This window comes from Streptomyces sp. NPDC039736, assembly GCF_055596485.1.
In genome coordinates, this window is sequence record NZ_JBVIUQ010000014.1 from 38,151 (window position 1) to 50,919 (window position 12,769).

The window sequence follows — 12,769 nt, forward strand, 5'->3', positions numbered from 1 at the left end:
GTCGGGAGCATGGCTACTCCCGACTTCATCAAGAACATCCGTGCCACTGCCGGGCACCAGCTTCTCTACCTCCCCGGCGTGACCGCCGTCGTCTTCGACGAGCGGGGGCGGGTGCTGCTCGGGCGGCGGTCGGACAACGGGGAGTGGTCCGTCGTCGGCGGCATTCCCGAGCCGGGGGAGCAGCCCGCCGAGGCCGCCGTACGGGAGGTGTACGAGGAGACCGGCGTCGAGTGCGTCGTCGAGCGGGTCGTGCTCGTGCAGACGCTGCGGGCTGTGCAGTACGGGAACGGCGACATCTGCCAGTTCATGGACGTGACCGTCGCCTGCCGGGCGACCGGCGGCGAGGCCCGGGTGAACGACGACGAGTCGCTGGAGGTCGGCTGGTTCGAGGTCGACGCGCTGCCCGGGATGCGGGAGTTCGCGACGTTCCGGATCGAGCAGGCGCTGGCGGACGAACCGACGTGGTTCGCGCAGCCGGGGGAGTTCGCGCTGGGGGTGGCGGGGGTGGGGGTCACGCCCGCCGGGCACTGAGGGGGGCGGCCGCACGGGGCGGTCGGTGGTGGTTGCTCGCGCGGTTCCCCGCGCCCCCGAGGGGGCGCCGTGCTCACGTCTTCCGGTAGGTGTACGCCTCCGAGGCGGCCGCCGCCACCATGTCCAGGTCCGCCCCCGTCGAGGCGGTGACCAGGGCGGCGACCGTGCCCTCCACGAAGGGGGCGTCCAGCAGGCGCGTGTTCGGGGGTAGTTCGTCCTCGTCGGCGAGCAGGGACTTCACCGTCAGGACCGCGCTGCCCAGGTCGGCCAGGACCGCCACCCCCGCGCCCTCGTCCACCTCGTGGGCGGCCCGGGCGACGAGGTCCGCGTTCGTGCCCAGGCCCCCGTCGACGTCGCCGCCCGCCGCCGCGACGGGGGCGGTCGGCCCGCCGCCCGCCAGGCCCCGCGCCAGCTCGGCGACGGCCGTGGCCACCGCCGCACTGTGCGAGACCAGCACCAGGCCCACCCTCGCGCCGCTCATCGGTCGGCCTCGGCGGTCGCCGCGAGCGTACGGAAGAGGAGTGCGGCGGACGCCGCCCCGGGGTCCTGGTGGCCGACGCTGCGCTCCCCGAGATAGCTGGCCCGCCCCTTGCGCGCCCGCAGCGGCACGGTGGCGAGGGCACCGCTCTCGGCGGCGTCCCGGGCGGCGCGGAAAGCGGCCGCGACGTCCTCCTGCTGCTCCGCCGCCGCCGCCTCCAGCGCGTCCACCGCCGGAAGCAGCGCGTCCAGCATCGTCTTGTCGCCGGGAGCCGCACCGCCCAACTGGGCGACGGCGTCCGTTCCGGCGCGCAGTGCCGCCGCGAACGCGGGCAGGGAGACCTCGGCGGACTCGCCCAGGGCCTTGCCCGTGCGGCGCAGGAGGGTTCCGTACAGCGGGCCGGAGGCCCCGCCCACCGTGGAGATCAGCTTCCGGCCCGCGGAGCCGAGCACGGCGCCGGGGGAGCCCGGCGGCCCCTCGCCCTGCGCCCGGGCAACGGCCGCGAAGCCCCGCCGCAGGTTGCTGCCGTGGTCGGCGTCCCCGATCGCGGAGTCCAGCTCCGTCAGCCGGTCGGCCTCCCGGTCCACGGCGGCGGCCACGGCGACCGTCCAGCGGTGGAAGAACGCGGAATCCAGCATCACAGTCCTCTCCTGGAAAGCTTCCGACGGCACGTCGGCTCACCGTCCCCAGCGCAGAGCGGCCGTCTGCACCGGTGCGTCCCACCAGTGCAGCAGCTCCTCGTCGACCTGGCACAGCGTCACCGAACAGCCCGCCATGTCGAGCGACGTGACGTAGTTCCCGACGAGGGTACGGGCCACGGCCACCCCCCGGCCCGAAAGGGCGCGCTGCACCTCGGCATTGAACCCGTACAGCTCCAACAGGGGAGTCGCCCCCATGCCGTTCACGAGTGCCAGGACCGGACCGGTCGGGCGGAGGTCGTCCAGGAGCACGTCCACCGTGTGGTCCGCGATCTCCCGAGCGGTCATCATGGCGCGGCGCTCGCGGCCCGGCTCGCCGTGGATGCCGATCCCCAATTCGAGCTGGCCCGGCGGGAGTTCGAAGGTCGGGCTGCCCTTGGCCGGAGTCGAGCAGGCGCTCAACGCCACGCCGAAGCTGCGCGCCGAGTCGTTCACCTTCCGGGCGGCCTCCGCGACCCGCTCCAGGGGCGCGCCCCCGTCCGCCGCCGCCCCGGCGATCTTCTCCACGAAGAGGGTCGCCCCGGTGCCGCGCCGCCCCGCCGTGTGGAGGCTGTCGGTCACGGCGACGTCGTCGTCCACCAGCACCCGTGCCACCCGGATGCCCTCCTCCTCGGCGAGCTCGGCGGCCATGTCGAAGTTGAGCACGTCACCGGTGTAGTTCTTGACGACGAACAGGACGCCCTCGCCGGAATCCACGGCGGCCGCGGCGCGCACCATCTGGTCGGGCACCGGCGAGGTGAAGACCTCCCCGGGGCAGGCCGCCGACAGCATCCCCGGCCCCACGAACCCCGCGTGCAGCGGCTCGTGCCCGCTGCCGCCCCCGGAGACCAGCCCCACCTTCCCGGCCACCGGCGCGTCCCGCCGTACGACCACCCGGTTCTCGACGTCGACCGCGAGTTCGGGATGCGCGGCGGCGATGCCCCGCAGCGCGTCGCCGACGACACTCTCGGGAACGTTGATCAGCATCCTCATGCGTACCTCCAGGAAGGGCGGGCGGGACGGGCCGGTACCGACGCTGGCTCAATCGGGCCCCCGGGTCAACGGGACCGCGCCGAGTCCGGCGGCCCGGTCCGGCGGGCCGCGGTCCAGGAGGCCGGCTCCCATGCGCTCCGGGGCCGGCCCCGGAGCCCTGCCCGTACGCCCCGCAGGCACGGGCGGAGGCGGGGGTGCGTATGGAGGGCGTCAAGGCTCGTACAGGACGCGTCAAGAGCGGCGCCATCCGCGTCAGGGGTGCGTCAACGCAGGTCAGAAGGGGGGTGCGAGGGGCTTGGCTCATCCCGGGGCGCACGGCGCAGGTCGTGGGCCCCGGTCGTGAGACCTGCCTCTGTTCACCCACTGCATCCAGGAGCCCGCGATGGCCGATCTGGCCTTCGTCGTCACCACGCTCGCGGTTTTCGCGCTGGTGGCACTCGTCGCCAAGGGGGTGACGAAGCTGTGACCGCCGAGAACGTCGTCGGCCTGATCGTGGCCGTCGCCCTGCTGGGCTATCTGATCCTCGCCCTTGTGTACCCGGAGAGGTTCTGAGCCCGATATGTCTCCCGTCCTCGCCGGAGTGCTCCAGCTCCTCGCACTCGTCGCGGCCCTCGCGCTCGCGTACCGCCCGCTCGGCGACCACATGGCCGGTGTCTACTCCTCGACGCGGCATCTGCGCGTCGAGAAGTGGATCTACAAGGCGATAGGCGCCGACCCCGGCACCGAGATGCGCTGGCCCGCCTACCTGCGCGGCGTCCTCGCCTTCTCCCTGGTCAGCGTCCTCTTCCTGTACCTGATGCAGCGGGTGCAGGGCAGCCTGCCCGGCTCGCTCGGCTTCTCCTCGATCGACCCGGACCAGGCGTTCAACACCGCCGCCTCCTTCGTGGCGAACACCAACTGGCAGTCGTACTCCGGCGAACAGGCCATGGGCCACGTCGTGCAGACCGGCGGCCTCGCGGTGCAGAACTTCGTGTCGGCGGCCGTCGGCATGGCGGTCGCGGCCGCCCTCGTCCGCGGCTTCGCCCGGTCCCGCACCGGTGAACTCGGCAACTTCTGGGCCGACCTGGTGCGCGGCACGGTCCGCATCCTTCTGCCGATCTCGGTGATCGGCGCCCTCGTCCTGGTCGCCTGCGGTGCCGTCCAGAACTTCTCCGGCATCCACGCGGTCGGCCAGTTCGACGGCTCCGCCCAGCAGTGGAACGGCGGCGCGGTCGCCTCCCAGGAGGTCATCAAGGAGCTGGGCACCAACGGCGGCGGCTACTTCAACGCCAACTCCGCCCACCCCTTCGAGAACCCCACCGCGTTCTCGAACCTCTTCGAGGTCTTCCTGATCCTCGTCATCCCCTTCGCGCTGACCCGCACCTTCGGGCGCATGATCGGCTCGCTCAAGCAGGGGTACGCCGTCCTCGCCACGATGGCGACGATCTGGCTCGGCTTCACCGCGCTGATGCTGTGGACCGAGTCCGCCCACCACGGACCGGCGTTCGACCTGGCCGGCGGAGCCATGGAGGGCAAGGAGACCCGCTTCGGCATCGGCGGCTCGGCGATCTTCTCGGTCGCCACCACGCTCACCTCCACCGGCGCGGTGAACTCCTTCCACTCCTCCAACACCGGCCTCGGCGGCGGCCTCAACCTGCTGGGCATGCAACTCGGCGAGATCGCTCCCGGCGGCGTCGGCTCCGGCCTGTACGGCATGCTCATCATGGCGGTCATCGCGGTCTTCATCGCGGGGCTGATGGTCGGACGCACGCCCGAGTACCTGGGCAAGAAGATCGGCACCCGCCAGATCAAGTTCGCCGCCTGCTACATCCTGATCACCCCGGCCCTCGTCCTCGGCTTCACCGCCGTCGCGATGGCGCTGGACGGCCCCCGCGACTCGATGCTGAACTCCGGGGCGCACGGCTTCTCCGAGATCCTGTACGCCTACACCTCGGGCGCCAACAACAACGGCTCCGCGTTCGGCGGGCTCGGCGCGGACACCGAGTGGTTCAACTCGACCATCGGCATCGCGATGCTGCTGGGCCGCTTCCTGCCGATGGTCTTCGTCCTCGCCCTGGCCGGCTCGCTCGCCGAGCAGACCCCGGTCCCGGAGACGGCGGGCACGCTCCGTACCCAGAAGCCGCTGTTCACCGGCCTGCTGGCCGGCACCATCATGATCATTACCGGTCTCACCTACTTCCCCGCGCTCGCGCTGGGACCGCTTGCCGAAGGGCTCGCCTCATGAGTACGACCACCGTGGCCCCGCACCAGGAGACCCCCGCGGGACCCACCCCTGACGGCGGTGGCGGCCGGGTCGGCGGAGGGCTCTTCGACCCGAAGCTGCTGCTGAAGTCGTTCCCGGACGCACTGCGCAAGCTCGACCCCCGGGTGATGGTCAAGTCACCGGTGATGTTCGTGGTCGAGGTCGGCTCCGTGCTGACGACCGTCTTCGCCCTCCTGAACCCGGGGGACTGGTTCGGCTGGGCGATCACCGCCTGGCTGTGGCTCACCACCCTCTTCGCCAACCTCGCCGAGGCCGTCGCGGAGGGCCGGGGCAAGGCGCAGGCCGACACCCTGCGCAAGGCCAAGTCGGACACCGTGGCCCGCCGGGTGACCGGGCCCGACGAGGAGCGGGTGCCGGGCGCGGAACTGCGCATCGGAGACCTGGTCGTCTGCGAGGCGGGCGACGTCATACCCGGCGACGGCGACGTGGTGGAAGGCGTCGCCTCGGTCGACGAGTCCGCGATCACCGGCGAATCGGCCCCCGTCATCCGGGAGTCGGGCGGTGACCGGTGCGCGGTGACCGGCGGCACCAAGGTCCTCTCCGACCGGATCGTCGTCAGGATCACGACGAAGCCGGGGGAGACCTTCATCGACCGGATGATCAACCTGGTCGAGGGCGCCGCCCGGCAGAAGACGCCCAACGAGGTCGCGCTGAACATCCTCCTCGCGTCGCTCACCGTCGTCTTCCTGCTGGCCGTCGTCACCCTCCAGCCGTTCGCCGCCTACGCGGGCGCCGCCCAGTCGATGATCGTGCTGGTCGCGCTCCTGGTCTGCCTGATCCCGACGACGATCGGCGCACTGCTCTCCGCGATCGGCATCGCGGGCATGGACCGCCTGGTCCAGCGCAACGTCCTGGCCATGTCCGGCCGGGCGGTCGAGGCGGCGGGCGACGTGTCGACGCTGCTGCTCGACAAGACCGGCACCATCACCCTGGGCAACCGGCAGGCGGCCGAGTTCCTTCCGGTGCGCGGGGTGACCGCCGCCGAGCTGGCCGACGCGGCCCAGCTCTCCTCCCTCTCCGACGAGACCCCCGAGGGCCGCTCCGTCGTCGTACTGGCGAAGGAGGAGTACGGCCTGCGGGAGCGCCACCAGGGCGAGCTGGTCGGAGCGCAGTGGGTGGCCTTCACGGCGCAGACCCGCATGTCGGGCGTGGACGTGGACGGACGCAAGGTGCGCAAGGGCGCCACCGGGTCGGTCGTGGCCTGGGTGAAGGAGCGGGGCGGCCGGGTCGCAGACGACGCGCAGGAACTCACCGATCGGATCTCCCAGGCCGGCGGCACGCCGCTGCTGGTGGCCCTGGAGGACGCCGACGGCGCACGCGTCCTCGGCGTCGTCCACCTCAAGGACGTCGTCAAGGACGGCATGCGGGAGCGGTTCGAGGAGCTGCGCCGGATGGGCATCAGGACGGTCATGATCACGGGCGACAACCCGCTGACCGCCAAGGCCATCGCCGAGGAGGCGGGCGTGGACGACTTCCTCGCCGAGGCCACCCCCGAGGACAAGATGGCCCTCATCAAGCGCGAGCAGGCGGGCGGCAAGCTCGTCGCCATGACCGGCGACGGCACCAACGACGCCCCCGCCCTCGCCCAGGCCGACGTCGGCGTGGCGATGAACACCGGAACCTCGGCCGCCAAGGAGGCCGGGAACATGGTGGACCTGGACTCCAACCCCACCAAGCTCATCGAGATCGTCGAGATCGGCAAGCAACTCCTCATCACCCGGGGCGCGTTGACCACCTTCTCGATCGCCAACGACGTGGCGAAGTACTTCGCGATCATCCCGGCGATGTTCGCGGTGGTCTACCCGGGGCTCGACACGCTCAACATCATGGGCCTGTCCTCCCCGCAGTCCGCGATCCTCTCCGCCGTGATCTTCAACGCGCTGATCATCGTCGCGCTGGTCCCGCTCGCCCTCAAGGGCGTCCGCTACCGGCCGATGAGCGCGGACCGGATGCTGCGGCGCAACCTCGGGATCTACGGACTCGGCGGCCTGGTCGCCCCCTTCGTCGGCATCAAGATCATCGACCTGCTCCTCTCCCTCGTCCCCGGGCTGCGTTAACCAGAAAGCGTGCTGATCGCGTCATGAACAACTCCGCAGTGAACACCGGCCGGCTGCTGGGAGCGGGCCTGCGCGCCCTGCTCGTCCTCACCCTCGTGTGCGGGGTCCTCTACCCGCTCGCGGTCACCGGCGTCGCCCAGGCCCTCTTCCCCGCCAAGGCGAACGGCTCCGAGCTCAAGGACCCGGCCACGGGCGAGGTGGTGGGCTCCGAGCTGATCGGGCAGTCGTACAACCTCCCGCTCAAGAACGCGGAGGACACCCCGCGGGCCGACCTGCGCTGGTTCCAGCCGCGCCCGGCCAACGGACTCGGCGCCAACAGCGTCAACACCCAGTACGAGCTGATCCTCTCCGGCGCCACCAACCTCTCCGGCGACAGCGGCGCCGTCGACGGGAAGTGCCCGGCCAGGCTCTCCGCGTACCCGACCGAGGAGGAACGGGCCACCCTCTGCTACAAGGTGCTCAGCGCCCGGCAGGCCGTCATCGAGGACAACTCGGTGAACGGGTACACGGTCGAGCCCTCCGACGTCCCCGCCGAGGCGGTCACCTCCTCCGGCTCCGGACTCGACCCGCACATCTCGCCGGCGTACGCGGAACTCCAGACGCACCGGGTCGCCGCCCGCAACCACCTCGACGTCGCCGCCGTCGACAGGCTCGTCGCCGAGCACACCGACGGCCGCACGCTCGGCTTCCTCGGAGAGCCCCGGGTGAACGTCCTCAAGCTGAACCTCGCGCTCAAGTCCCTGGCCGCCAAGGGGTGACGGGGCAGGGGCACGACAGGTGGCGGGCCCCTCCGGGGCGCCCGTCCCCTGTCGTGTCACACGTCCCAGGTCACCGGCAGGCTCTTCACGCCGTACACGTCCGCCGTCTCGGGGCGCAGCGCCACCTCCTCGGCCGGTACGGCCAGGCGCAGCGTCGGGAAGCGCTTGAGCAGTGCCGGGAAGGCGACCCGCATCTCGACGCGGGCGAGCTGCGCCCCCAGGCACAGGTGCACTCCGTGCCCGAAGGCCAGGTGCCGGCCGGCCTCCCGGTGGATGTCCAGCGTGTGGGGGTCGGGGTAACGCTCCGGGTCGCGGTCGGCGGTGTTGTACGACAGCAGGACCGTGGTCCCCCGCTCGATGGTCCGACCGCCCAGCTCGACGTCCTCCGTGGCCGTGCGCATGGAGGTCTTGACCACGGTCAGGTACCGCAGCAGTTCCTCGACGGCCTTGTCGGTGCGGGAGAAGTCGGCGCGCAGCGCGGCCAGTTGCTCCGGGTGCTGGAGCAGCGCGAAGGTGCCCAGGGCCAGCATGTTCGCGGTGGTGTCGAGTCCGGCCGCCAGCAGGATCAGGGCGACGCCCTGCAACTCCTCGTCGGTCAGGTCGCTGTCCGTGAGCTCGCTGAGCACGTCGTCGGTGGGGTGGGCGCGCTTGGCGGTCACCAGCTCCGCGAGGTACCGCTGGATCGCCGTGTACGCGGCGGTCAGCTCCTCGTCGCTGGGCTCCCCGTTCATGAACAGCGCGATCTGCTCCTCGAAGGACGCCCGCTGCTCGTACGGAACGCCCAGCAGCTCGCAGATCACGATGGTGGGGATGGGCTTGGCGAACGCCGTCACCAGGTCCGCCGACGGGCCCGCCTTCTCCATGGCGTCCAGGCACTCGGTGGTGATCTGCTCGATCCGCTCGGTCAGCAGCCGCATGCGCCGCGCGGTGAACCTGGCCGTCAGCGGCTTGCGGTAGCGCGAGTGCTGCGGGTCGTCCATCAGCAGGAACTCACCGGGCGGCGCCGGCGGCAGCCGGAAGTCGACCACGTTCAACAGGTCCTTGCGCGAGCTGAACCGGGGGTCGACCAGTACCGACCGCACCAGGTCGTACCCGGTGACCATCCAGCCGGGCACTCCGCCGGGGTGGGTGATGCGGCTCAGCGGGGCCTGCTCCCGGGCGTCGAGCAGCTCCTTCGGCGGGTCGAAGGGGCAGCCGGAGGTGCGCTCGGTGGGGAGCGGGGCGAGGGTGTGCGGGGTCGCGCTCATGACGGGTCCTCTTCTCGGACTTCGGGCGGCTGTCTGGGCCGTTGTGTGTTCTGCGGCTTCTGCGGCTTCTGCGGCTTCCGGCTGTCCCAGGCGTCCGCGGCTTGGGGCCGGTGCTCCGGGAACGCGGCACGATGTGTTCAGCACTTGCTGAAAGCTACGTAGCCTTCGTGATGTGGTCAATTGGCTCTACGGCTCAAGTGCAGGTCAGCGGGCGCAATTTGATGCAATGACGCTGGCGTCGAACGCAATGGATCGTTGCAATGGATGCCCCCGAAGGCAATGCTCGGAGGCGCCTCACCAGGGCCCGCCCTACGCGGGATCGCGCTGGAACACCGACTTGGACCAGAAGTAGCCGAGGACGGCGAGCCCCAGGCACCATCCCGCGGCCAGCCAGCCGTTGTACCCGATCCCGGTGCCCCGCAGCAGCCCGCGCAGCGTCTCGACGGCCGGGGTGAACGGCTGGTACTGGGCGATCGGCTGGAACCAGCCCGGCATCGCCGCCACGGGGACGAACGTGCTGGAGATCAGCGGCAGGAAGACCAGCGGCAGCGCGTTGTTGCTCGCCGCCTCGGCGTTCGGGCTGATCAGGCCCATGCCGACGGCGATCCAGGTGAGCGCCAGCGAGAACAGCACCAGCAGCGCGAAGGCGAGCAGCCACTCCACGACGGTGGCGTCGTGCGAGCGGAAACCGATGGCCACGCCGACCGCGCCCACGACGACGACGCTCAGCACGCACTGGAGCACGCTGCCGACGACGTGCCCGACGAGGATCGACCCGCGGTGGATCGCCATCGTCCGGAAGCGGGCGATGATGCCCTCGGACATGTCCGTGGAGACGGACACGGCGCTGCCGATCGTGGTGCCGCCGATGGTCATCAGCAGGATTCCCGGCACGACGTACGCCACGTACTCGGCCCGGCCGGCCCCGGCGCCGCCGATGCCCGCGCTCAGCGCGTCCCCGAAGACGTAGACGAAGAGCAGCAGCAGGACGACCGGCGTGAGCAGCAGGTTCAGGGTGAGGGACGGATAGCGGCGGGCGTGCAGGAGGTTGCGGCGCAGCATCGTGGAGGAGTCGCGCACGGCGAGGGACAGGGAGCTCATCGCAGAGCCTCCTTCGGCTGGTGGGAAGCGGCGGCGGGGCCGGCGCCGGGGGTGGCGGTGCTGCTGGTCAGGGCGAAGAAGACGTCGTCGAGGTCGGGGGTGTGCACGGTCAGCTCGTCCGCCTCGATCCCGGCGGAGTCCAGCCAGTCCAGGACGGAGCGCAGCTCGCGCTGGCTGCCGTCGCTGGGGAGCTGGAGCGCCAGGGCCTCGTCGTCCCGGCCGGCCCCGTGCAGGACGGCGGCGGCCGACCGGTACGCCGCCGGGTCGGTGAAGCGGATCCGCACGTGCCCGCCGGGGACGGTGCGCTTGAGTTCGTCGGCGGTGCCCTCGGCGACGATCCTGCCGCCGTTCAGCACCGCGATCCGGTCGGCCAGCTCGTCGGCCTCTTCCAGGTACTGGGTGGTCAGGAAGACGGTGACGCCGCCCTTGACGAGTTCGCGCACGATCTGCCAGGTGCGGTGGCGGCTGCGCGGGTCGAGCCCGGTGGTCGGCTCGTCCAGGAAGATGATCCGCGGGCCGCCCACCAGGGTCATGGCGATGTCCAGCCGGCGCCTCATGCCGCCGGAGTAGCTCTGGGCGGGCTTCTTCGCGGCCTTCACCAGGTCGAAGCGCTCCAGGAGCTCCGCGGTGACCCGGCGGCCCTCGCGGCGGGGCAGGTGGTGCAGGTCCGCCATCAGGAGCATGTTCTCCTCCCCGGTGATCAGGCCGTCGACGGCGGAGAACTGCCCGGTGACGCCGATCGCGGCACGCACCGGCTGGGGGTCCGCGGCGAGGTCGTGGCCCGCGACGCGGGCCCGGCCGCCGTCCGCGGCGATCAGGGTGGAGAGGATCTTCACGGCGGTCGTCTTGCCCGCGCCGTTCGGTCCGAGGAGGGCGAAGACGGACCCGGCCGGGATGTGCAGATCGATGCCGTCGAGGACGGTCTTGCCGCCGTACGACTTGCGCAGTCCGGTGGCGGCGACGGCGGAGGGGGAGTCGGTCCGGGGTGCTGGGGGCGCGGCAGGAGAAGGCATGGGAGTTCCCGTTCTGGGGGGTGGGCGGCTTCCGGGGGTGCGGAAGGGGGTCGGGTTCCGCGCGTGCGGCGGCTCTCCGGGAGCGGGGCGCTGGGCGGGGGGTCAGGCCTTGGCGCGGCGGACGGCGATGTTGCCGTACTTGGTACGAGCACGGATCTTGACGGTCTCCTCGGCCCCGGCCGGCGGCGCGGACGCGGCGAGCGCGTTGTGCACCCGTCCCGCACCCGCGTCGGCGTCGAGCCAGGTGGCCGTGGACGCGCGGACGCCGATCTCGATGGCGCCGTGGCTCGTCTCCACCTGCACGGTGCCGCGCGCCACCTCGGCGATGCGCAGCGTCCCGTGGGCGGTGACCGCGGTGACCGAGCCCTCGGCGCGGGTGACGTCGATGTCGCCGACGGCGTTGCGCACCCGCAGCTCGCCGGTGACGGTGCCGACAGTGGTGGTGCCGTGCGAGTTCTTCACGGTGGCAGGCCCCTCGACGGACCCGATGCGTACGCTGCCGGAACTGGTGGTGAGTTCGGCCCGGCCCGCGACCCGGTCCACCGCGATCGAGCCGTGGGCGGAGGTCAGGTCGAGCGGCCCGGTCTCGTCGAGGCGGACGTCGCCGGAGGAGGTCTTCACCCGCACCTCCCCGAGCCGTCCCTCGGCGAACACATGGGTCCAGGACCCGGTCATCTCGACGTCCGAACCCGTGGGCAGCTCGACCGTCACGTCGACGCTCCCGACCCGGCCGATGCCGAGGCCGAGCAGGTGGGGCTTGGGCGTCCTGATCGTCAGCACGCCGTTCGTGAAGGTGACCTCCGTCTGCTCGGCGGCGCGGGCGTCCACGTCCTTCCCGGCGGTGCGGGGCCGCACGACGACGACGGTGTCCGTACGGTCGGTCGCCGTGAACTGGAGCGAACCGGCCTCCACGCGGACCGTGGTCATGATGGGGCCCGGGGTGTCGAAAGTGGGCATGGCTGTTCCGTCCTCCTGGGTCGGGCGGGCGTCCCCGCGGGTGGGGCGGGGGCTGTGCTGGTGCGCTGCTAGCGGGCCCAGCCGGTGAAACCGCTGTCCCCGGCCGGGGTGCCCTCCGTCGTACGGGACGGGGTGCGGGTGTCGAGCGCGGTAGCGGCGGCGCGCACCAGCCACGCGTTGAGCGACAGGCCCTCGCGGACCGCGGCCTCCTCCGTGCGGGCCTTGAGGCGCGGGGAGAGGCGCAGGTTGACGCGGGCGGTCCCGGCGTCGTCGCCCGGACCACCGGACTGCGGCGGGGCAGGGCGCACCGGGGCGCCGCTGTCGGCGGGCGGCAGCGTCACCACGAAATCGGGGTCGAGACCTCGCATCCGTACGTCCACCGACCCGGGGGCGAGCTCCCGGGTGATCTCGTTCGCCGCGGCCGAGAGGACGTGCAGCAGGGTCAGCCGGGCCGCCGCGTCGAGGGGAGCGGCGAGCCGCTCCGCGAGCTCCCGGGCCTCGACACCGCCGGCTCGGACGGCCGCCGCGAGTTCGCGGCGGAGGATGTCGACGTACGGGGTGAGGTCCATGGCGTCATCATGGCACCAGATTGGCATCATGGGCAAGTGATCCGGAGAGATTCGCGAAATTGCAGGGGCGGCGGGCTGTTACCTGCGTCTTTGAAGGGCGCTGCATCGTTCCGGGAAAGCGCCGC

The 12,769-nt window shown here is 71.9% G+C and carries 13 protein-coding genes; 5 read left to right on the forward strand and 8 right to left on the reverse strand.

The annotated features are described in order from the left end of the window. Positions 1 to 9 precede the first annotated feature (9 nt). Entirely contained in the window at positions 10 to 531 is a 522-nt protein-coding gene (locus ACZ56L_RS32105; protein WP_345225564.1) for an NUDIX hydrolase, read from the forward strand. Positions 532 to 604: 73 nt separating this feature from the next. Here the strand turns inward: ACZ56L_RS32105 and ACZ56L_RS32110 are convergent, their stop codons facing one another. The 3 genes from ACZ56L_RS32110 to dhaK are packed head-to-tail and all read right to left on the reverse strand — an operon-like array spanning position 605 to position 2,679. Then, positions 605 to 1,012, reverse strand: a complete 408-nt coding sequence (locus tag ACZ56L_RS32110; protein WP_471068126.1) for a PTS-dependent dihydroxyacetone kinase phosphotransferase subunit DhaM — start codon at positions 1,010 to 1,012, stop codon at positions 605 to 607. Next, positions 1,009 to 1,647, reverse strand: coding sequence for a dihydroxyacetone kinase subunit DhaL (gene dhaL, locus ACZ56L_RS32115; RefSeq protein ID WP_471068129.1), 639 nt, complete (start codon positions 1,645 to 1,647; stop codon positions 1,009 to 1,011). The genes ACZ56L_RS32110 and dhaL overlap by 4 nt, the downstream gene beginning before the upstream one ends. 39 nt (positions 1,648 to 1,686) lie before the next feature. Then, positions 1,687 to 2,679: a dihydroxyacetone kinase subunit DhaK gene (dhaK, locus tag ACZ56L_RS32120; protein ID WP_345225571.1), complete on the reverse strand. Its 993-nt coding sequence runs from the start codon at positions 2,677 to 2,679 to the stop codon at positions 1,687 to 1,689. A gap of 462 nt (positions 2,680 to 3,141) precedes the next feature. On the opposite strand from dhaK, the gene kdpF reads away from it, so the two are divergent. Genes kdpF through ACZ56L_RS32140 form a run of 4 tightly spaced genes read left to right on the forward strand, consistent with a single transcriptional unit; the run spans position 3,142 to position 7,757 of the window. Further along, positions 3,142 to 3,231 (forward strand): K(+)-transporting ATPase subunit F, encoded by a 90-nt coding sequence (gene kdpF / locus ACZ56L_RS32125; protein WP_345225574.1) that lies wholly within the window; start codon positions 3,142 to 3,144, stop codon positions 3,229 to 3,231. A gap of 7 nt (positions 3,232 to 3,238) precedes the next feature. Then, positions 3,239 to 4,903, forward strand: coding sequence for a potassium-transporting ATPase subunit KdpA (gene kdpA / locus ACZ56L_RS32130; protein WP_471068135.1), 1,665 nt, complete (start codon positions 3,239 to 3,241; stop codon positions 4,901 to 4,903). Continuing rightward, the gene (gene kdpB / locus ACZ56L_RS32135; RefSeq protein ID WP_471068138.1) at positions 4,900 to 6,999 is read left to right on the forward strand and encodes a potassium-transporting ATPase subunit KdpB; all 2,100 of its coding nucleotides are present in this window, start codon (positions 4,900 to 4,902) and stop codon (positions 6,997 to 6,999) included. Before kdpA ends, kdpB begins: the two co-directional genes overlap by 4 nt. A gap of 23 nt (positions 7,000 to 7,022) precedes the next feature. Then, positions 7,023 to 7,757 carry a potassium-transporting ATPase subunit C gene (locus ACZ56L_RS32140; protein WP_468690659.1) on the forward strand — a complete coding sequence of 245 codons (735 nt, stop codon included), beginning with the start codon at positions 7,023 to 7,025 and terminating at the stop codon, positions 7,755 to 7,757. A 56-nt stretch (positions 7,758 to 7,813) separates the two neighbouring features. On the opposite strand, the gene ACZ56L_RS32145 is transcribed toward ACZ56L_RS32140, so the two are convergent. From ACZ56L_RS32145 to ACZ56L_RS32165, 5 genes are all read right to left on the reverse strand, one after another. Next, positions 7,814 to 9,004: a cytochrome P450 gene (locus tag ACZ56L_RS32145; RefSeq protein WP_468690658.1), complete on the reverse strand. Its 1,191-nt coding sequence runs from the start codon at positions 9,002 to 9,004 to the stop codon at positions 7,814 to 7,816. A gap of 309 nt (positions 9,005 to 9,313) precedes the next feature. Continuing rightward, positions 9,314 to 10,105: an ABC transporter permease gene (locus ACZ56L_RS32150; RefSeq protein ID WP_345225588.1), complete on the reverse strand. Its 792-nt coding sequence runs from the start codon at positions 10,103 to 10,105 to the stop codon at positions 9,314 to 9,316. Beyond that, positions 10,102 to 11,118, reverse strand: a complete 1,017-nt coding sequence (locus ACZ56L_RS32155) for an ATP-binding cassette domain-containing protein (protein WP_471068141.1) — start codon at positions 11,116 to 11,118, stop codon at positions 10,102 to 10,104. Before ACZ56L_RS32155 ends, ACZ56L_RS32150 begins: the two co-directional genes overlap by 4 nt. A 102-nt stretch (positions 11,119 to 11,220) precedes the next feature. Beyond that, positions 11,221 to 12,075 (reverse strand): DUF4097 family beta strand repeat-containing protein, encoded by an 855-nt coding sequence (locus ACZ56L_RS32160; protein ID WP_471068145.1) that lies wholly within the window; start codon positions 12,073 to 12,075, stop codon positions 11,221 to 11,223. 68 nt (positions 12,076 to 12,143) lie between these two features. Beyond that, positions 12,144 to 12,644, reverse strand: coding sequence for a toxin-antitoxin system HicB family antitoxin (locus tag ACZ56L_RS32165; protein ID WP_468690653.1), 501 nt, complete (start codon positions 12,642 to 12,644; stop codon positions 12,144 to 12,146). Between the last annotated feature and the right edge of the window lie 125 nt (positions 12,645 to 12,769).